Raw genomic sequence first — 20,109 nt, forward strand, 5'->3', positions numbered from 1 at the left:
TTTTAAAATTTAATTTCTAATAACTAATTTAATTATATAATAATTAGCTCATAAAAAAAAGAGGGCGAATGTTGGTACATCCGCCCTTAAAGTTCAATAAGTTCAATTAATCCGGCAGATCCTCAGGATCTACCCGATATATGAATAATTTAGATTTTCCCTTCAATAGATTGAAGGTAAAATCTTTTGCCCCAAATAACTTTTTGGGGCGATTATAGCCAACTTCTAGAAAGCCATTGGCTCGCATTTGGACCAAGAGCCATTTCTGGCCTTTATAAAGGGCTGGCTTCCATTCAAAGTAAGGCCCGTATTCATGTCTGAGCCTAAAAAGTGGGGCAAAGACCGGTGCTCCCTCAAGGATATAATCACCTTGGTGATCATTTTTGGGATATAATAAATTCTTACTATCCCAATTTACTACTGAAGAGAATTTACCAACTTTAGACACTTGGTAAAACCCTCCAATATTTATACCCTCTTGGACATTAATTAAGATCAACTCGCCTTTAAAGACGGGAAGAAAATTATTTTCCCCGTCAAGGTCGAGATGTCTAACCAAACAATCGGTACTTTCAGGGGGTTTATAATCATTAGGAATCTCTATTCCCCGAGGATCAAAATTCTTTTCCTCTTCACTAACTCTTGTTTGTAAGTTAGTGCGAAAAGCCGAATTTTTCCAATTTTTTAAATCTATCTCAGGAAACAAATGAAACCATTTATAGCTTATAATAATTATTAGGATAATTAAAATTAAGCTAGCAAACTGACCCAGAGGATCTCTTTCTTTTTTAAATAAACCTAAAAACCATCTAAACACTAACCACAAGAAAACTCCGATTAACATATAGTACCGAAATACTATATAAAAGATATGACTCAAGCTCATACCCTTAACAACCTCTGGTACAGGTAAATAATAGCCGAAAGCATTATTCATTATCAGAGCCGTAAGAACTAGAGGCACGATCGCTTCTTTTAATCCGGTTAAGAATAAAGCTATTACCAGAAGAGCTAGAAAAACTAGCTGTAAATTTTCCTTTGAAAATTGTATTACCACTCCACCGTATATTAAAAACAATCCGTAAATTAGCCACAGTAAGGCGCCGATAAATCCTATAGTACTTATTATTTTTCTCCACCGCCAATTCTTTACTTTTATAAACTCTAGAAATTTCTTTCTAGTAATACCATAAACTAATAAAGAAATAAGCAGATAAAAAATAATAAATTGTTTTGAAAAAACAGAAGTTTCTTCTTTAACCACACTAGTTTTTTCAACTACCGGCTTTTCAACTACTTCTTGGGTTACCTGCTGAATGACTTCTTCTTCACTTCCGGAAAAAAATAAGACCTTCGGTGAAAAAATAGCAACAATCAAAAGGCTACCTAGGACAGTAATATAGATAATAGTACCAGTATGTTTACGTAAGAACGAAATAGTTTCCCAATACTTCTTTTTTAGAAATTTCTGACAATGCTTACACAGCTTCCACTTGAATTTCATTTTCATCAACTCCTTATCTTTTGATTTTTATTGTTATTTACAAGTTATTTAAAATTTAAAGGACAATCTATTATCATAAAGATAACAGATCATACTAGCATAAAAATATATTTTTGTCAAGTATGAAAAAAGGAGCTATTTATTATGGAAATAGCTCCCCTGTGAAAATTAATTGTTTACTCCCTGGAAGAGGTAGACTCTTCATCCACCTCATTCACCTCTTCAGGTAATATATCACGACCAACTTCAAAAGAAAGACCAGCTTTAGCTAGCATGTCGCTAACATTACCGACTCCCTGGGTAAAAACTACACGACCCTTGCCTTCTTCGCCAGCTAATCTTTCCTGGGCTTCCCAACCCCGCGTGATCAAGTAAGCAGAGCGCGCCTGCTCACTGAGCTTATTACCAGACTTAGGTTTAGTCTCAAAAGCTAAGATCTGTTGGCGCACTGATTCTCGAATACCAGCACCTCTAAGAGCTTCCGCTCTAGCCTTACCAGAAGACTCGATAATAGCTTTGCGTCTTTGAATAAGGGCTTTGAGCATTTCCTCGAGGTTGTCACGCAAACCGCTGATTTCTTCAAGATCAGTAATAGGCAGATCAATAATCTGAGTACCATAACGCTTCCAAATCATAGCTGCTTTACTATTGGGAGTAAAGAGATAAGGATTTTCTAATAGTGCTACTTCATCGAGCCCAAAGATTTTACCCTTATCTTTACGCCAACCGTCTTTTTCCTGCCACTTACTTTCTTCCCTTTTCTCAGATTCACCTCTATTTTCCTCCGAATTTTCCTGATTATCATCTCCTTTTATTTCTTTCCAAACACCATCAGCTTCGTTCCTAGCCTTTTCAGCCCATTTTTTCAATTTACAGAATTCTAGCTGATCTTTATCTTTGTCTAAACCTCGATCTTTTTTCTGCGACTCTTCGTATTCCTCGGCAGTCCCAAGTTCATCATCAGATAATTTTTGAGATCCCGCTTCTTTAGGAACAAAACCATGGTTTTTCTCGAAGGTTTTTCTGGCTAAATCGACCTCTCTTTCCCACTTCTGGGCTTTTTTTTCAAATAATTCAATGTTTTTGTTATTCATTAATTTAATATTAGTCAATGTCTGACCAATACCAAATTCCAAGCGCAAAAGTGATTGAGCTTCCTTAATAATCTCTGGCTGGTAGCTTTCGATATAAGCCTCTAAATCTTCCTCCATAGCTTTTAAACGCTTAATTTCCTCTTCATCAACCTTGACTTCGCCTTTTTTCATTTTAGCAAGTTTAGTTTCTACATCTTCAGCTGACTCTTTAAGAGTGCTGATACTTCCTTCTCGAAAAAACTTCAGCTGAGGTAGAATTCGGCGTAAGACTTCAAGGATTAGATCCTTGAAAGTGTCTTTTGGTTTTTTTAAGGTAAAGGCAGCTTTTTCATAATCCCAGAAACGAAGGATTATATCTAAAGCTACTGCTACCCCAGCTGGATCGCCGGATTCATAAAGAGGCACCCCATGGGGATCATAACCTGAAGACAATTCCTTTTTTATCGGATTATTAGTCCCATCTTTTATAATATTACCCTCTTTATCCTTTTCAAACTCTCTGTATTGAGAGAGAAGTCTTATAACCTCATCCCCCATAAAAAGAGAATGTCGTACTTCATCTTCACTTTCGTATTCAGACCAAGAAAAAGCCTGAACTGTGAAACGGGGATGAAAACCAATCCAAATCAAGCCATCGTCATGTTCATCCAGTAATATTATTTTATACTGAACTCCCATTTGTTCCATTTCCTTTTTCCAGCGAAGGACATGTTCTCTCAACTCAGTCGGCGAGTTGATAATCACTTTATTTATTTTGTTATAATCCATAATAAAAAGCATTTTATTATGGGGACAGATAGCAAAATAATGGCCTATCTTTGCCAAAGACTTTACCTTAGAAATAGCTTTCTGGTATAAATAAGGCGCCACCGAAATATAGGCTATAGTCAGAACAACAACCACCCAAAACATCTTGGGATGAATGAGTTTAGCTACCAGTAATAGTAGTATAAAAACTACCAATATACTCAATAGGTATACTCGGCCCCAATTTATTTTTTTTAATCTCATTTTCTCCACTCCCTTTCCTTTCAAGTAAAACAAAAAAAACATCAAATTCCGTGATTTATTTATTGGAGTAAACTCCTTTTTAAAGAACAAGTAAAGTTACAGACAATTATTTATTGTTAGTAACTATAGAGATTAGCATTTATTGTTAGATTTGTCAAGTGCCAGTATAAATCTCACAAAAAATATAGCGATTTTTTTAGGAAAGAAATTAAAGACTTAATTATAATAAGAATTGTCTTTCTTTTACGCGTAGGCGGAGATTCATCTCCGCTATAATTATTTTTTTTAAGAGCGTAGATGTCAGTCGCGACTGACATCTACTAAATTATTTTAAGCATATTTCTACTCAACTTGTCCCGAGCTGCGCGAGGCGATCTAAATAGTGATAAACACTATAGTGTTAAAGTGCTAAATAAAAGATTTATCTTTAATTAGCTCTATTTAATTATTAAAAACCGCCAGAAATATGTACCTAAAATTTAATAAAGTTTCCAGGGTTTACAAAATAAAAGTATCAGTAGTAACTTTTATTTTTTAAAGATTTCTCTGCTACTTCCCGTTACTTCTATTACATTTAATACCTTCTTCAAAGCCCTGACAAAAAATCTCTCCGTCTTTATCATTCCTCAATATCTCAATATCTTGATCATTCAATCTTTCAATAGCCGCCTCATGCGGATGGTCAAAACGGTTATCCTGACCGCACTGAATAATGGCATAGGCCGGGTTAACTTTCTTAATAAAATCACGATCTGAAGAATACTTTGAGCCATGATGCCCTACTTTTAAAACATCGGCTTTTACGGTTAAATTATTGGCTATTAGTTTTTTTTCTATCTCTTTAGAATTATCACCAGTGAATAAAAAACAATGCTCAAAATAACAAAGCCGATTGACAATAGAAGCGTCATTAAGATCCTCAAACTCTTGGCCTGTAATATCTTCAAAGGGATATAAAGTTTCTAAATATAAATTTTTTGATAAAATAAATTTGTCACCAGCTAAGGTTTCACTATAGTCAATTTCTTTTTCCTTAATTAATTTTTGCCACTGCTTATAAGTAGACGAATTATAATCAATATCAAAGCCCAAAACCTGATCGACTTCATATATTTTTAAAACTTCCACTAGTCCATTGACATGATCAGCGTGTGGATGAGTCAAAATCATTAGCTCAATATCTCGGTTCCAAAAACTCATGTGTTTATCCAATTCATTGATTACTGCTTTGCCCGGTCCCCCGTCAATAAGAATATCCTGACCAGCTGGAGTTTGAATTAATATAGAATCTCCCTGGCCAACATCTAAAAAATAAACCTTTAATAAATCATTTTTTGAAGAATTTAGACTAAATATTAAAAAACATACAATACTAATTAAGCCTAAAAAAACATAGAATAATTTTTTATTAGGAATAAACATAATTAATTTTTTAATTCTTTTCTAAAAAGTGGTTTTTTTATTAATATTATAATAAGGAAAATAATTAGATATATAATTAATATTAAATTAAAATCAAAGTTTTCTATGGCAAAAGAAGAGAATTTTATCTCACTTAAAAAACTAGCTGCTCCACTAATATATTTTAAAAGTAAATAACAAGGCCAAAATATTAATTGCCCCAAAGGTAAAAATATTAAGGAAAAAATTACACCCAGAAAACCGCTGATTAAGACAAAGGGTAAAACCGGCAGAACTAATACGTTAGCCAGAGGAGCAATTAAAGAAAATCTTTGAAAATAAAAAATTATTAAAGGCAGAGTAAAAAACTGGGCTGAGAGAGTCATTAAAACCGTACTTTTTATATTGAAAATTTCCGGAACTTTTTCTACTAATTTTTCTAAATAAGGACCAATATAAATCAAACCCAAAACGGCTAAAAAAGAGAGCTGAAAACCAATATCATATCTTAACAATTTAGGATTAACCAAAAGCATTAAACTGCCAGCTAGGACAAAAGCATTAGTCGAATTATTTAACCGGCCTAGATACATAGCCAATAAAACCAGAAAACCCATAATGCCGGCTCGCACGGCTGAAGACGGCATACCCACCAAAATAATAAATAGAAATAATCCGGCACTTGCCAGCCAAAAAGCTCGTCGGCGGTTTAAACCCAGACCCAAGGCTAAATTCATCAAAATACCGGCAATAATAGTGATGTGGAGCCCGGAAATGGCAATAATATGACTGATACCGGCTTTAGAAAAATTATCCCTAACCTCATCGGGAATTTCCTTTTTAAGGCCTAGCATCATAGCTTGCAAAATTGAAGACTGCGGTTGTTTAAGACTGATCTTAATAGTTTCAGACATGTGATTTCGTATTTTATATATATTGGCTAAAAACCAAGTCCCCTTATTTCTTTCTATAATCTCTATTTTCGGTTTATAGCTAACTAAATAAATATTATAACGACTTAGATAGGACCGATAATCAAAATCCTCAAAATTTTCTGGCTCTTTTATCTCTCCGGTTATTAATAAGATATCTCCGTAATGATATTCCGGATATAAACCAGAGGTGATTAATAAATTCTCATTTTTTAAATGGCTTTCTTTTATTTTTACTTTAACTTTTTGATTATCTCCTTTTGTCGGTTCCTTATAAACTAAACCTTTTAATTTTTGATTATTACTCTCTATTTGGGGCGGCTCTTTAATGCTTAACTGAAATCTAACCAGACCAGCCAGACAAAAAATTAAACAAAATAAAATAATTCTAAAAATTTTATACTGCCAAAATAAAATTATTAAAAAAATAATAATTATCAATAAAATGAATAAATAAAAATAATTAAAATAAAAAAAGGAAGCCAAAGCTAGGCCCAAAATAAAAGAAATTAATAAATATAAAAATATTTTTGATTTAGAAAAATAATTCATTTATTTTATCTTCATTTATATATTGATAAGGTTGTTTTGAATACTTTTTTGATAAATTATGCTTTTTATAATTATATTTAATGTAATTAATTGTATTACGGAGTCTTTTTGGGGTATTAATAATGCGAAAATTAAAACGAGTATGCCAAGGTGAATAAAAAATATTATATTGATTTCGCAATTGATAGCAATAATATGATTTAACAGCATGCATTAGATCAGATATATTATATTTACTACGGCTCGTTGTGGCTGCATTTTTAATTTTTCTTTTATTTTTTTCACTGCGGCCCGCTGTGGCCGCAGTTTCAAAAAGAGCAGGCGCAGCGGCCAGCGCTGGAATAAATTTTACTAACATATGAATATGATTATTTAAAATACTAAAAATATAAGGAAGAAAAAACTTTTTCTTACTGGAAATAAGAACAATTTTATATAATAATTTTGCCTTTTTTGTATCGGCAAAAAAAGGGTAATTATTTTTTGTATTAAAAGTAACAAAATAGGGAAATATATTTTGATATATCCTTCTTTGAGTCATTAAAAAAAGCGGCTCCTTTCATAAGCCACCTTATTTTTATCTTAAATTATTACTTATAAAAAGTCAAATTATTCCACGGTGACACTCTTAGCCAGATTTCTTGGCTGGTCCACATGACAGCCCCTTAAAACAGCCAAATGATAAGCCAGAAGCTGCAAAGGAATAACCGTTAATAAGGGTGTAATAATTTCTTCAGTCTCAGGTACATAAATAACGTGGTCAGCCATTTTTCTAATTCTTTCGTCTCCCTCAGTAGCTATACAAATAACCTTACCCTGACGAGCCTTAACTTCTTCAATATTGCTGATTATTTTTTCATAAATCGTGGAATTACCAGTAGCAATAAAAACCACCGGCATATTTTCATCTATCAAGGCGATGGGCCCGTGTTTCATTTCAGCCGCTGGATAGCCTTCAGCATGAATATATGATATCTCTTTAAGCTTTAAAGCTCCTTCCAAAGCTACTGGGAAATTATAACCACGTCCAAGGTACAAAAAATTATTTGCCTTTTTAAATCTACCCGCTAAATCTTTAACGACTTGGCTTTTATCTAAAGCTTTTTTTACCTGTTTTGGTATTACTTCCAAAGCTTTTAAATATTTTTTAATTTGCTCAGGCTTTTTTCTTTTCAATTCCTGAGCTAAATAAAGCGAGAAAAGATAAAGCGCTGTTACTTGAGAAGTAAAAGCTTTAGTCGAAGCCACACCAATTTCCGGTCCGGCATGAATATAAACACCAGCATCTGTTTCTCGGGCAATACTAGAGCCAACCACATTAACAATACCCATAACCTTGGCTCCTCTTTTCTTGGCTTCTTTTAAGGCGGCTAAGGTATCAGCTGTCTCACCCGATTGACTAATAACGATAATCAGAGTTTTTTTACCGATTATTGGATGACGATAACGAAATTCTGAAGCATAATCTACTTCCACTGGCACCCCAGCCATTTCTTCAATTAAATATTCGCCCAAAAGCCCAGCGTGCCAGGAAGTACCGCAAGCTGTGATAATTATTCTTTCAAAATCTTTAAATTTATCTTTTAAGGAGAAAAGTCCGCCTAATACTAATTTACCCTTGCTTGAATCAATTCGACCACGGAAAGCATTTTTAATAGTTTCTGGCTGTTCAAAAATTTCCTTTAACATATAGTGAGAATAATTTGCTTTTTCTAATTGCTGCAGATCCCAATCAACTTCTTTAATACATTTAATTACCTTACTATTGGTTATGGTAGATATTTTAAAGTCATTTCGACTCAAAACAGCCATTTCTTTATCGTCTAAATAAATCACTTTTTTAGTCTGAGAAATAAGCGGCGTAACATCTGAAGCTACAAAAAACTCATTTTCTTTTATACCAATTACCAAAGGACTACCGTTTTTAGCTACAATAATTTTATCCGGCTCATCACTGCAAACTATAGCTAATCCATAGGCACCCTCAAGTTGTACTAGGGCTTTTTGTACAGCTTTTTCAAAATTACCCTTATAATACTTTTCTATTAAATGAGCAATAACTTCGGTGTCAGTATCGGAAATAAATTTATGGCCTTCTTTTATTAAAAGTTCTTTTAAAAGAGAATAGTTTTCAATAATACCGTTGTGAACTACGGCAATTTTCTTATGACAATCAAAATGAGGATGAGCGTTCTTCTTATTAGGCCTACCATGGGTAGCCCAGCGAGTATGGCCAATACCAAAACTACCTTCAATGCCTTCTTTTTTAATAGATTTTTCCAGTTCTTTAATCTTGCCTTGGCATTTACGGTATACCAGTTTATTTTTATTAACTAAAACCACGCCAGCTGAATCATAGCCACGATATTCTAAACGTTTTAAACCTTTTATCAAAAGAGGTAAGGTTTTTTTAGGGCCAATATAGCCTACTATGCCACACATGTTATAAAAATTATTATTTTTTTCTCAGATAATATTCAATAAATTTATCAATTTCACCGTCTAAAATTTCTTCTATATTTGACTGTTCATAATCAGTACGGTGATCTTTAACCATTTGATAAGGATGAAGAACATAAGAGCGAATTTGGTTGCCCCAGGCCGCTTCATGATACTCACCCCGTAATTCTTCTTTTTTCTGCTGTCTTTGTTTTTCGGAAATTTGATGGAGCCGACTTTTTAATATTTTTAAGGCATTTTCTTTATTTTGTCTCTGAGACCTTTCATTCTGGCAACTCACAGTAATTTTTGTCGGTAAATGAGTTATTCGAACCGCTGAATCTGTTTTATTAACTGACTGCCCCCCGTGACCTGAAGCCATAAAAGTATCTATTCTTATATTTTTGTCCTTTATTTCCACTTCGGCATCTTTTTCCAATTCAGGGATTACCTCTACCAAGGCAAAAGAGGTGTGTCTCATTTTCTCGGCGTCAAAAGGAGATATACGTACCAGGCGGTGAACACCATTTTCTGATTTTAAAAATCCGAAAGCATAAGAGCCAGAAATTGCAAAAGTAACGCTTTTTATACCAGCTTCCGAGCCAACAGATTTATCGTGAATTTTTACAGACCAGCCTTTTTTTTGACAATAACGCAGGTACATTCTAAGTAGCATACCAGCCCAGTCTTGAGCATCAACACCACCAGCTCCGGCGTGAATAGAAATAATAGCATTATTTTTATCGTATTTTTCGCTTAATAAAATAAAAAATTCAAGTTCATTAAATTTTTCCTTTAATTTTAACAGCTTATCTTCAATCTCATTTTTTATAGAAAAATCTTCCTCTTTTAATGATTCATTGGCTAGCTCCAGAAGAGTTTTATTTTCTTTTTTTATATTATTCCAAGTTTCAATTTCTTCCTTAAGCTCTTCAAAACGACGACTTTTGTTTTCGGCCCTTTGGCGATCCCGCCAAAAATCCGGCTCTCTCATTTCATACTCCAGTTTTTTCTTTTCTATTTCCTTTTTTTCTAAGTCAAAGAAACCCCCTTGCTCGTTCTATTTTTGAGCTAAGATTCTTTATTTCTTTAATTAAGTCTTCCATTTAAAAATTTTTAGTTTATTATTCTTCCGACCACTGGCCTAATGTGGCCATTAAGTTTTTTTCTTGGCCATCATGCAAAATTTTCATTTCTATTTGATCTTCCGGATTTTTTTCTAAAATTAACTCAGCTAAAGTATTATCTTCATTAACTTTGGTGCCGGCAAACTCTAAAATAATATCATTCTCTTCCAGACCAGCTTTATCAGCTGGACTGCCAGGCACCACAGCTAATTCATCAGAAGTAGAGCCCTTAACCAAGAGAGCGCCATAATCAACACTTAAATTATTAGCCTTTTTAAGGCTTTCATTAATAATAACATATCTCACCCCGAGATAAGGGCGAACAATTTTGCCTTTTTCTTTTATACTTTCAATATCTTTCTTAGCTTCATTTATCGGTATAGCAAAGCCAAGCAGCTGTCCTTCTTGAGAAATAGCGGTGTTTACACCAATGACCTGTCCAGCTAAGTTTATCAAAGGCCCGCCTGAATTGCCGGGATTAATGGCCGCATCAGTTTGAATAGTATTATTTAAAGTTTCTGTAGCACCAGTATAACTCGAGGCCGTAATTTCTCTAGATAAACCAGAAATAATGCCCTTGGTCACCGTATTACGGTATTCACCCAAGGCATTACCAATAGCAATAGCTGTCTGACCGATTTCTAAAGAGCTAGAGTCACCTAATTCAGCCACTGATAAATCATTGGCTTCAATTTTCAAAAAAGCCAAATCATTAGTTGGATCTTTAGCTAAAACTTCAGCATCATATTTATGGCCATTATTCAAAACTACCGAATATTCGGTTTCTGAATCAGAAACAACATGTTTGTTAGTTAAAATAATTCCCTCACTGGAAATAATAAAACCAGTACCCCCGGAAACCTGCTGCTTGCCCTCAGGTATAGAAAAAGGGTAACTGTAAAAAAAGTAATCAAAAGGAGAAAGATTATCATCCTGAAAATATTTAGAATAATCCTTAGTACCAACAATACTTACTACCGCTGAGTTTATTTTTTCTACCGCTTTAATAGTAGCGGAATTTTCCTCAACTTCTATGGTCGAAGTGTCTATATTTTGAAAGCTTTCTTGAGAGGTTTCCTGACCTAATAAATTCTTTTTTAACCATGAACCAAGTTTTCCCTCAGAAGCCATATAGCCAAAAAAGGCCCCCGAAGTGCCGCCAATTAAAAAACTAATAAGCACACTAATTAAGATAATACTGGCAATTGATTTTTTATTATTTTTTTCTAATCCCATATATTTTAATTTATTTTACATTTATTAAGATATTATTATTTTAATAATCTGTCAATACAAACTCCATCTAACTTAAAGAAAAGAGTCCGCATTAAAGGACTCCTTTCTTATTTAATAATTTCAAATACTAAGTCTGAGGAGTTTCTGGAGGAGTTTCAGAAGGAGTTTCTGGAGGAGTTTCAGGAGTTTTTTCTTCAGGAGAAGTAGTGCTCATAGCGCCTTTTTCTTTGTCAGAAAAAGCCACAATAAGACCAATGGCACCAACAATAATTTTAGCAATAGCATGCCAGGTTGGTTCAGTCGCTAATTCCCAACCAGGAATTACGCCAGCTACTCCCATCAGAAGAACCAATAAACTGATAATAATTAGAGTTGTTTTACACATAATTTCGAGTCTCCTTTTGGTTAATTAACCTGTTTTTAATTATAGCTTAAATAGCCAATTTTGTTAATGTTAGTAATATTTTTGTCTAATATTAGGTAAAAATTAATTAAAATCTCTTAAATAATTTACTCTGAAAATAAAGTATTTTTTTATTTTTAAAATAAATTCCTTCTTTTCAAAGAAGTCTTTTTTTGGCTTCTTTACCTTTAACATAATTTCCAACCGAGCCGTTAGATTTTACTACACGATGACAGGGAATTTTTACTAGAAAATTGTTTTTATTTAAAGTATTATCAACACTCCGGCTAGCCCTTGAATGACCAGCAGCCTTGGCTAATAATTTATAAGTGGTTACTTTACCTTGAGGAATTTTCTGACATAAATTCCAAATATTTTCTTCAAAGACTGTACCCACTTTTTTAAGGAGTTAATACTGTCGGCAAATCAACAAATTGATAACCCTTATTTTTTACTTCATTAATTAAATCCGGTAAAAACTGCGGTACCAAATCTGTGCCCACCTGCATGACCACAATAGTCCCTTCTTTTAAACTATCCAACACTCGTGACTGAGCCTCTTGGGCTGTCTGATCAGTATCCCAGTCAAAGGCATCCACTGTCCAGGTAACCGTACAATAACCTTCCTCCAGAGCTGTGTCAAAAACTTCTCCCCCGGTTTCTCCATAGGGTGGCCGGAAAAAGGGTTTAGTGCTGGCTCCAGTTGCTTCCTGAAGAGCTTCTTCTGTTTTTTCTAATTCCTCGGCAATTTCCTCAGAAGAAAGATCAGCCAAATGTGAATAATCATAACTTAAATTATAAACGCCAAATCCTTGATTGACTAGATTATTAATATCATTGCTATTTTCTTCAATGACCTCACCAGTTATAAAAAAGCTACCTGGTACTGAATTAGACTTTAATATATCAATTATTTCAGAGAGGTTGTCAATACTGGAAGCACTATTAAAAGTTAGGACTACTTCCTGACGATCTTGACCTCGGGAAAAAACCGCCGTACAATTTTCTAAATCAAAATTTGTGCTAACCGGTTCCAAATTAGTATTAGTATTAAGATTTAAGTTAGTCTTATTATTACTGTTAATATTGTCGTTTAAATTACTGGCCGCATTTACATTTTCATTAGCTGTATTAGTATTAACTGATTTTTTCTCACCGCCAAAACATCCTTTTAATATCCAAATAAAAACAACAATAATTATCAACCAAAGAACAAATTTAAAAACTTTTGAACCAGAAGATTCTTTTTTCATACGGTATTTCTGATATTTTTGTAAATCACCCATTTTTTTAAGCTAATTTTCTTTTATAAGCTTTGTTTCTAACTAAATACAAAACTAATTCATAGCTGCCAAAAAGAACAAAAACAAAAAATAAGTCTCCTAAAAGAGTATTTCTAAAGAAAGGTAAGGCCATAAAATAACTTTGTCCCAAACCAGACCAGGTTTTAGCATACCACCCACTGGCCGCCCAGACCGCAAAATTAGTAGTTAAAAAAAACAAAATTGAAGAAGCTAAAGTACCAGTAATTATTGTGGCAATATTCTTTCTTTTCCGCAAATATAAGCCAAATAATCCAATCAAAGCAAAGCTACCCCAAACCGTCAGTAAAACTCCTATATTATAAAAACCAATAAAATAATCACTAATCGCTAAAACAGCTAATGGAATTAATATAGCGTATTTTCGGCTTAAATAAACCCCGCTAAATAAGGCTACAGCCCCTATCGGCGCAAAATTCGGGGGTAAGTTAATAATTTTGTAAAAAGCCAAAATTCTTAAGCCTACCGCTAAAATCACTAAAAAATAAGGTAATATTTCTATAGTCTTTTTTTTCATAAATCTTTATTTAATTATAAACCTAGAAAGAACTTTTTTCAAATTTAAATTCTACTTCATCGCCAGCCGACAGCTCAAAAGAGTCTACTCCGACCATAGGCATTTCACCATTTACATAATACATCCAGTATTTATTTTTTTCACCATTTTTATAACCATCTATTTCTTTAATTAAAACTCCAAAATCAGACTCTTCAATAGTTATATCCAACAATTCATCTTTATCAGCTTTTTCTAAGACATCAAATACTGTTTCTCCTTTACTAAAAGTCGAGATTAATTCCTTTTCTTTATCCTCATAATTAATAGCTAAAAAAGCCCGGCGCCTGGCCATGATACTTTCAGCGCCAGCTATATCCCCTTCTAGTCCTAATTTATCTAAAGCCTGGTAAGTACTGACCGTCTGGGCCCCAAAAATAATACCTGACAAAACGGCCACCAGAATAAATAAACTTAAATAAAGTTTTCTTTCTTTCATTTTTTGCTCTCCTTAATAAAAAAACCCTGACTTCGGCAATTAAACAAGGGTTTTTAAAATTATTAAATCTTTCTACCGAAGATTTGTTATCTAAAAGGTGTCCTGGCTTACAGAGGATTGGCTCGTCAGCCCCTTCCCCTAAAAAAGAGTGGTTATGGCCGCCTGGCTTCTCTGCTTACAGTGACGGGATCGCGCCGGATTTGTTTTTGACTTAAAAGCAAAACGCACCGGTCTTCCCTTTTTTTCTTAAAAATTTTATTTTTAAGAAAAATATTTAATTATTAATATTCAATACCTTTTCTTGCTTTTAATCCCTGGTCAAAATAATGCTTGTTTTTATTCATGATAGTTACCAAATCTGCTAGCTTAATAATTTTATCATGAGCGTTTCTTCCCGTCAAAACAATCTCTGTGGATAAAGAATTATTTTTTAAAAACTTAATGAGTCTATCTTTTTTTATTAAACCAAAATCAAGGGCCACATTAATTTCATCTAATATTACTAAATTATATTTTTTATTTTTAATTTTTTTAATGGCATAGGCCAAGCCTTTTTCGGCTCTTTCAAAATCTTCTTTTTTTATTTTGCTCTTATCAATAAATTTATGGCTACCAAATTGTTTAATTTCTAAATTATTAAATTTTTTTAAGGCCTTAATTTCACTATAATCTCCTTTTTTCATAAACTGTATAATCAGGACTCGAAAACCAGCTCCTAAGGCCCTTAAAGCTAAGCCTAAAGCAGCTGTAGTTTTTCCCTTACCTTCTCCCGTATAAACTTGAATCATATTTAGCCTAATGAACAGGCTGACCAACCACAGTGCGGGCAGGTTTTACAGCCTTCTTTAATTTCCATAGTGGCTCCACACTCGGGGCATTTTGTTTTATCCACTATTTTTGATATTTTAACTTCCTGCTTGGTAGTCTCCTGACCAATTTCTTCTTCATTTTTATCTTTATTCTTTTCACCGGCTTCTATATTTAGAACCTGGGCTTCTCTTGAACGATCTCTATAAATCGTTACTCCTTTACAATCTGCTTTAAAAGCCTTGAGATAAACCTCTTCTACATCTTCAGTGGTAGCTGAGTGAGGAAAATTAACCGTCTTAGAAACAGCGTTATCAGTGTATTTTTGAAAAGCGGCTTGCATTTTTATATGCTCTTCCGGAGTAATATCATGAGCCGTAACAAAAACTTTTTTTACCTTATCCGGTATCTCAGAAAAATCCTGAATAGTGCCCTTTTCAGCAATTCTTTTCATTAAATTATCTGAATAAAAGCCTTCTTCCTTAGCTATTTTTTCAAAACTAGGATTAACTTCAACCAATTCATCACCTTCATCCAGTAAATTTCTCCTGACATAAGAAATAGCAAAAAGTGGTTCAATACCAGAAGAACAGCCAGCGATAATAGAAATAGTGCCGGTTGGAGCAATGGTAGTTAAAGTAGCATTACGCACTTTTTCTCCTTTTTTATCATTATAAATACTCTTGGCAAAGGCTGGAAAAGCTCCTCTAATTTTTGCCAGTTCCTTTGAAGCTTCTCGAGCTTTTTTAGTGATAAATTTCATAACCTTTTCTCCTGTTTTTAAAGCTTCTGAAGAATTATAAGGTATTTCCAGCTGAATTAACATATCAGCAAAACCCATTACTCCTAAGCCTACTTTTCGATTTTTCTCCACTATTTCTTCAATTTTATCCAAAGGATACCGACTCATATCAATAACGTTATCCAGAAAATGAACCGCTTTTTCAACAGTTTTAGCTAATTTATCAAAATCAATTTTTTTATCTTTAACCATTTTAGATAAATTAATTGAGCCAAGATTACAGGATTCATAAGGCAAAAGGGGTTGTTCACCACAAGGATTAGTTGATTCAATCTCTCCCTGTTCAGGCGTTGGATTTTTTTCATTGATACGATCAATAAAAATAATGCCCGGTTCACCGTTCTTCCAAGCCATAGTCACAATTAAATCGAAAATTTTTCTGGCGGAAAGTTTTGAAACTACTAATTTGCTACGCGGATTAATTAATTCATAATCTTTATTTTTTTCTACCGCTTTCATAAATTTATCAGTAACAGCTACAGAAATATTAAAATTAGCCAACTCGCCTTCATTCTCCTTAGCGGTAATAAATTCCAAAATATCCGGATGGTCTACTTTTAATATAGCCATATTTGCTCCTCTTCGAGTGCCCCCTTGTTTTATAGCCTCGGTAGAAGCATTAAAAACTTTCATAAAAGAAATCGGTCCTGAGGCAATACCACCCGTGCTTTTTACCAGATCACCGTCCGGGCGAAGACGAGAAAAAGAAAATCCCGTGCCGCCGCCTGACTGATGAATAATAGCCGTATTTTTAATGGTTTCAAAAATACCGCTGATCGAATCATCAACTGGCAAAACAAAGCAGGCTGAAAGCTGTTGCAGATCTTTGCCCGCATTCATTAAAGTCGGCGAATTAGGTAAAAATTCAAAATTACTCATCATGTCATAGAATTTCTTGGCTGTCTGCTCAACATCAACTTCCTGATGATAAAGAGTTTTATAAAGTTTATCAGCATAAGCAATATTATTACCCACCCTTTTAAACATACCCGAAGGTGTTTCTGTGACATGACCCTCAGCGTCTTTGCGTAAATACCTCTTTTGCAAAACTGTCATAGCATTAGGCGTTGACTTAACCTTTACCTTATACCCTTTTAACATTAGCTTGGCTTCTCTTATATTTTTATGCTTTTGACGATAAATAATATAAGCTTTAGCAATTTCTGCTTGACGATCTCTTATTAATACCTCTTCCACTATATCCTGAACACCTTCCACAGTCGGAATTTCACTTTCTGATAACCTTTCCTGTAAAATAGTAGTTACTGTAGTAGCCAAGCGCTTGGAAAGACTTTTATTACTTTTACCAATCGCTTTAGAACATTTAAAAATAGCCTCGGCAATATTTTTTCGATCAAAATCAACGATGCGGCCGTCGCGTTTTTTTATTTTTTTTAATTTATTTTTCTTAAAAATTGAAGCTTCCATTTATTTAAATAGGTTAAAAAGGTTAAAAAAATTGACCCATAATAAAGGGCAAATTAAAATATTTTAAGAGTCAGGAAAAATAATTACAAAAATAACAAAATAAATATTTCCTGACTTTTAAAATTTTTACATCATTTTTTTTCTGATAAAGGCTGGTATTTCTAATTCTTCCTCTTCTTTTGTTTTTTTAGGAACTTTTTCTTGAGGCTTTTTATTCTTTTCTTCTTCTTTATAAAAGTTTTTTTGTTGGTTTTGTTGAATTTGTTGAGTTTGTGGTTTTGGCGGTTCGTTTCCCGGTTTTTCTTCAAAAGGACTAATGGTATTTCTTTCCACTTTCTTTACTGAGGAAGAGGAACCTTTACCAAAACCAGTAGCAATAACTGTTATCTTAATTTCGTCTCCTAAAGAATCATCTAATACTGAACCAAAAATAATTTTTGCCTCCGGATCAGCGGAACCAGTAATTACCCGGGCTGCTTCATTAACTTCATACATACTTAAATTAGGCCCTCCAGTGACTGTAAAGAGTATACCCCTAGCTCCATCAATAGAAAGTTCTAAAAGCGGGCTGTCAATAGCCGCCTTAGCCGCGTCAACTGCTCTATTTTCACCAGAAGCCTCACCAATACCCATAAGAGCTGAACCGGTATTTTCCATAATAGATTTAACGTCAGCAAAGTCAACATTAATTAAGCCAGGCACGGTAATCAAATCCGCAATACCTTGAACACCCTGTTTTAAAACATTATCTACCACTTTAAAAGAATCAAGCAGGCTGGTTTTTTTATCAATAATTTGTAATAAACGGTCATTAGGTATAGTAATCAAAGTATCTACTTTATCAGTCAAATTATCCAGTCCCCCTTCAGCAATCTGCATTCTTTGAGCACCTTCAAAAGAAAAAGGTTTGGTCACCACGGCCACTGTTAAAGCCCCGGCGTCTCGCGCTATTTCAGCAATAATCGGAGCCGCTCCAGTGCCAGTGCCGCCGCCTAAACCACAGGTAATAAAAACCATATCCGAGCCTTTTAAAGAGTCGTGAATTTCATCCTGGCTTTCCTCAGCGCTAGCCTGGCCTAATTCCGGATCCATACCGGCTCCTAGACCTCGGGTAGTGGTTTTACCAATATGTATCTTGTGAGGAGCGTTGGAATGATGAAGAGCTTGAGCATCAGTATTAATGGCTGTAAATTCAATGCCCCTAATTCTGGAATCAATCATTCTTTTTATAGCCGCTCCACCAGATCCACCAACACCTAAAACTTTAATTTTAGCAAAAGTCTCCACTTCCGGCTTTACTTCCATAGAATTATTTTTTCTCTTTTTTTTATTGCTCATATAATTATTTTAATCTTAAAATATTAAGGCCTTAAAGATTTAAACCATTCTTTCATTTTTTTAGTCACATTCGAAACAGAAGAAAAATTAGGTATGGAAAAATTAAAACCGCCCTTTTCCCGCAAAGCCAGACCCCAGACCACTAGACCAATAGCTGTGCTAAAAGCCGGATCATTGGCCTTATCTATAGCTGAAACAAATTCTTGAGGTGAACCCACTGAACTAGGCAATCTAAATTCTTTTTTTGCCACTTTAATTAAACCGGGTAATTTAGCGCCGCCACCAGTTATAACCACTCCGGCCGGCAAAAGACCTGAACGGTCAATTTTCTGCAATTCTTTGTCAATCATTTTAAATATTTCCTCTAGTCTGGCCTCTATAATTTCAGCTACTTGTTTTTTAGAAACCTTATTATTATCTCCTCCTTCTAATTCTCCCAAATTTATTTCTTCTCTCTTGCTGATATCATCGGGTAAAGCACTACCATATTCTAGTTTTATTTTTTCAGCTAAATCAATAGAAGTTCTAAGACCAATAGCAATATCATTAGTAATATGAGAAGAACCAATGGGTAAGATTTTTGTATGTAAAACATCACCTTCTTCAAAAACTACCAATGAAGTAGTGCTACTGCCAATATTGACTAAAGCTACCCCAAGATTTTTTTGGCGTTTAGTTAAACAGCTTTCTGAGGAAGCTAAGACCCCTAAAACTAAATCTTCAATATCGACCCCGGTACGATAAACTGACTTGGTTAAATTTTTAATTTGGGAAGAAAGACCCTGGATAATCTGAGCCTCTACTTCCAGTCTGATGCCAGTCATACCGACCGGATCTTTAATACCTTTTTGATTATCAACCGTAAAACTTCGGGGAATAACATGTAATATTTCAAAATTAGGCGGCGTGGCTACGGCTTGAGCTGCTTCCACCACTCTTTCTACGTCTTCTTCTTTTATTTCACCATCTGCCTTAGCTACCGCGATTACTCCATGACTATCTTGAGAATTAATATGAGAACCTGAAATACCAACAAAAGCATTTTCTGCCGGTATACCGGTCATTCTTTCTACTTTTTCTAAACACTGGGAAATTGAGCTCACTGTTTCTTCAATACTAGTAACCACTCCTTTAGAAACTCCTTCTGAGGGCTGGCTAGCTAGGCCCATTATATGTAATTTTTCATCATTGGGATTTTTCTGGCCAACAACAGCTCTTATATAGGAAGAACCAATGTCTAGTCCAGTTATTATTTCTTCTTTTGCCATATTTATCTTTTAATACTTGAATTATTTAACTTTATTATAATATATTTTTTTGTTTTTGAAAAGTGATTTTAAATTACTAACTAAAAACATAAGGCCAGAAAATTAAAACTCCAATAATTAAAGAGCCTAAGGAAGCTAAAAATACCATAGCGGCCATAAGATCCTTAATTACGGCCACATAATGGTGAATGCGCGGTTTTAAAATATCTACTACTTTTTCTAAAGTAGTATTAATCAACTCCAAAACTAAAACCAACAGAATTAACAAGAAAAGAATTATAGCTTCAGCCCGGCTTATTTCAAAAACAAACATCAATATCACAACCACTAAAGCAATAAAGCTTTGAATACGAAAATTTTGTTCATGGCGAAAAGTATAACGTATTCCTTTTAACGCGTATTTAAAGCTTTTAATTAATGTTTTTAGGTTTATAATGGGCATAACTCTAA

General features: G+C 34.0%; 18 protein-coding genes and 1 riboswitch. All 18 genes read right to left on the reverse strand.

Annotated features, from left to right (window positions below):
- Positions 1–106 precede the first annotated feature (106 nt).
- A complete protein-coding gene (locus tag U5L76_03265) occupies positions 107–1,510 on the reverse strand; it encodes a hypothetical protein (GenBank protein MDZ7798614.1) in 1,404 nt (467 codons plus the stop codon).
- A gap of 170 nt (positions 1,511–1,680) precedes the next feature.
- Positions 1,681–3,609, reverse strand: coding sequence for a hypothetical protein (locus tag U5L76_03270; protein ID MDZ7798615.1), 1,929 nt, complete (start codon positions 3,607–3,609; stop codon positions 1,681–1,683).
- Between the two features lie 549 nt (positions 3,610–4,158).
- Positions 4,159–5,031 (reverse strand): ComEC/Rec2 family competence protein, encoded by an 873-nt coding sequence (locus U5L76_03275; GenBank protein MDZ7798616.1) that lies wholly within the window; start codon positions 5,029–5,031, stop codon positions 4,159–4,161.
- 2 nt (positions 5,032–5,033) lie between these two features.
- Complete coding sequence (locus U5L76_03280) at positions 5,034–6,494, reverse strand: ComEC/Rec2 family competence protein (protein MDZ7798617.1); 1,461 nt, start codon at positions 6,492–6,494, stop codon at positions 5,034–5,036.
- Positions 6,478–7,035, reverse strand: a complete 558-nt coding sequence (locus U5L76_03285; GenBank protein ID MDZ7798618.1) for a transposase — start codon at positions 7,033–7,035, stop codon at positions 6,478–6,480. The genes U5L76_03280 and U5L76_03285 overlap by 17 nt, the downstream gene beginning before the upstream one ends.
- 68 nt (positions 7,036–7,103) lie before the next feature.
- Positions 7,104–8,936, reverse strand: coding sequence for a glutamine--fructose-6-phosphate transaminase (isomerizing) (gene glmS / locus U5L76_03290; protein MDZ7798619.1), 1,833 nt, complete (start codon positions 8,934–8,936; stop codon positions 7,104–7,106).
- A 13-nt stretch (positions 8,937–8,949) separates the two neighbouring features.
- Positions 8,950–10,039 (reverse strand): peptide chain release factor 2 gene (gene prfB, locus U5L76_03295; GenBank protein MDZ7798620.1). Its coding sequence is split into 2 segments (ribosomal slippage): positions 8,950–9,990 and positions 9,992–10,039, totalling 1,089 coding nucleotides; the frame shifts between segments, so codons are not numbered across the junction.
- An 18-nt stretch (positions 10,040–10,057) separates the two neighbouring features.
- Positions 10,058–11,296 carry a trypsin-like peptidase domain-containing protein gene (locus tag U5L76_03300; protein ID MDZ7798621.1) on the reverse strand — a complete coding sequence of 413 codons (1,239 nt, stop codon included), beginning with the start codon at positions 11,294–11,296 and terminating at the stop codon, positions 10,058–10,060.
- Positions 11,297–11,423: 127 nt separating this feature from the next.
- Positions 11,424–11,681, reverse strand: coding sequence for a hypothetical protein (locus tag U5L76_03305; GenBank protein MDZ7798622.1), 258 nt, complete (start codon positions 11,679–11,681; stop codon positions 11,424–11,426).
- 175 nt (positions 11,682–11,856) lie between these two features.
- Entirely contained in the window at positions 11,857–12,096 is a 240-nt protein-coding gene (locus U5L76_03310) for an MGMT family protein (protein ID MDZ7798623.1), read from the reverse strand.
- Positions 12,097–12,100: 4 nt separating this feature from the next.
- Positions 12,101–12,985, reverse strand: a complete 885-nt coding sequence (locus tag U5L76_03315; protein ID MDZ7798624.1) for a polysaccharide deacetylase family protein — start codon at positions 12,983–12,985, stop codon at positions 12,101–12,103.
- Between the two features lie 4 nt (positions 12,986–12,989).
- Positions 12,990–13,538, reverse strand: a complete 549-nt coding sequence (locus tag U5L76_03320; GenBank protein ID MDZ7798625.1) for a DUF6580 family putative transport protein — start codon at positions 13,536–13,538, stop codon at positions 12,990–12,992.
- A gap of 22 nt (positions 13,539–13,560) precedes the next feature.
- Entirely contained in the window at positions 13,561–14,016 is a 456-nt protein-coding gene (locus U5L76_03325) for a DUF4430 domain-containing protein (GenBank protein MDZ7798626.1), read from the reverse strand.
- A gap of 74 nt (positions 14,017–14,090) precedes the next feature.
- A riboswitch (cobalamin riboswitch) is annotated at positions 14,091–14,291 on the reverse strand.
- A gap of 6 nt (positions 14,292–14,297) precedes the next feature.
- Complete coding sequence (locus U5L76_03330; GenBank protein ID MDZ7798627.1) at positions 14,298–14,804, reverse strand: cob(I)yrinic acid a,c-diamide adenosyltransferase; 507 nt, start codon at positions 14,802–14,804, stop codon at positions 14,298–14,300.
- A 2-nt stretch (positions 14,805–14,806) separates the two neighbouring features.
- Complete coding sequence (locus U5L76_03335; GenBank protein ID MDZ7798628.1) at positions 14,807–17,053, reverse strand: vitamin B12-dependent ribonucleotide reductase; 2,247 nt, start codon at positions 17,051–17,053, stop codon at positions 14,807–14,809.
- Positions 17,054–17,179: 126 nt separating this feature from the next.
- Positions 17,180–18,391, reverse strand: a complete 1,212-nt coding sequence (gene ftsZ, locus U5L76_03340) for a cell division protein FtsZ (protein ID MDZ7798629.1) — start codon at positions 18,389–18,391, stop codon at positions 17,180–17,182.
- 23 nt (positions 18,392–18,414) lie between these two features.
- Positions 18,415–19,659: a cell division protein FtsA gene (gene ftsA, locus U5L76_03345; GenBank protein MDZ7798630.1), complete on the reverse strand. Its 1,245-nt coding sequence runs from the start codon at positions 19,657–19,659 to the stop codon at positions 18,415–18,417.
- Positions 19,660–19,735: 76 nt separating this feature from the next.
- Positions 19,736–20,101, reverse strand: a complete 366-nt coding sequence (locus U5L76_03350) for a diacylglycerol kinase family protein (GenBank protein ID MDZ7798631.1) — start codon at positions 20,099–20,101, stop codon at positions 19,736–19,738.
- Positions 20,102–20,109: the final 8 nt, after the last annotated feature.

It is taken from the genome of Patescibacteria group bacterium (genome assembly GCA_034520665.1).
Lineage (GTDB): Bacteria > Patescibacteriota > Patescibacteriia > JAXHNJ01 > JAXHNJ01 > JAXHNJ01.

Excerpts from the sequence above, each read along its gene's own strand:
- ftsZ (MDZ7798629.1), bottom strand. The coding sequence starts at position 18,391 with ATGAGCAATAAAAAAAAGAGAAAAAATAATTCTATGGAAGTAAAGCCG.
- U5L76_03300 (MDZ7798621.1), bottom strand. The coding sequence starts at position 11,296 with ATGGGATTAGAAAAAAATAATAAAAAATCAATTGCCAGTATTATCTTA.
- U5L76_03330 (MDZ7798627.1), bottom strand. The coding sequence starts at position 14,804 with ATGATTCAAGTTTATACGGGAGAAGGTAAGGGAAAAACTACAGCTGCT.
- U5L76_03325 (MDZ7798626.1), bottom strand. The coding sequence starts at position 14,016 with ATGAAAGAAAGAAAACTTTATTTAAGTTTATTTATTCTGGTGGCCGTT.
- U5L76_03320 (MDZ7798625.1), bottom strand. The coding sequence starts at position 13,538 with ATGAAAAAAAAGACTATAGAAATATTACCTTATTTTTTAGTGATTTTA.
- U5L76_03280 (MDZ7798617.1), bottom strand. The coding sequence starts at position 6,494 with ATGAATTATTTTTCTAAATCAAAAATATTTTTATATTTATTAATTTCT.
- U5L76_03305 (MDZ7798622.1), bottom strand. The coding sequence starts at position 11,681 with ATGTGTAAAACAACTCTAATTATTATCAGTTTATTGGTTCTTCTGATG.
- U5L76_03285 (MDZ7798618.1), bottom strand. The coding sequence starts at position 7,035 with ATGACTCAAAGAAGGATATATCAAAATATATTTCCCTATTTTGTTACT.
- U5L76_03335 (MDZ7798628.1), bottom strand. The coding sequence starts at position 17,053 with ATGGAAGCTTCAATTTTTAAGAAAAATAAATTAAAAAAAATAAAAAAA.
- ftsA (MDZ7798630.1), bottom strand. The coding sequence starts at position 19,659 with ATGGCAAAAGAAGAAATAATAACTGGACTAGACATTGGTTCTTCCTAT.
- glmS (MDZ7798619.1), bottom strand. The coding sequence starts at position 8,936 with ATGTGTGGCATAGTAGGCTATATTGGCCCTAAAAAAACCTTACCTCTT.
- U5L76_03350 (MDZ7798631.1), bottom strand. The coding sequence starts at position 20,101 with ATGCCCATTATAAACCTAAAAACATTAATTAAAAGCTTTAAATACGCG.
- U5L76_03265 (MDZ7798614.1), bottom strand. The coding sequence starts at position 1,510 with ATGAAAATGAAATTCAAGTGGAAGCTGTGTAAGCATTGTCAGAAATTT.
- U5L76_03315 (MDZ7798624.1), bottom strand. The coding sequence starts at position 12,985 with ATGGGTGATTTACAAAAATATCAGAAATACCGTATGAAAAAAGAATCT.
- U5L76_03275 (MDZ7798616.1), bottom strand. The coding sequence starts at position 5,031 with ATGTTTATTCCTAATAAAAAATTATTCTATGTTTTTTTAGGCTTAATT.
- U5L76_03270 (MDZ7798615.1), bottom strand. The coding sequence starts at position 3,609 with ATGAGATTAAAAAAAATAAATTGGGGCCGAGTATACCTATTGAGTATA.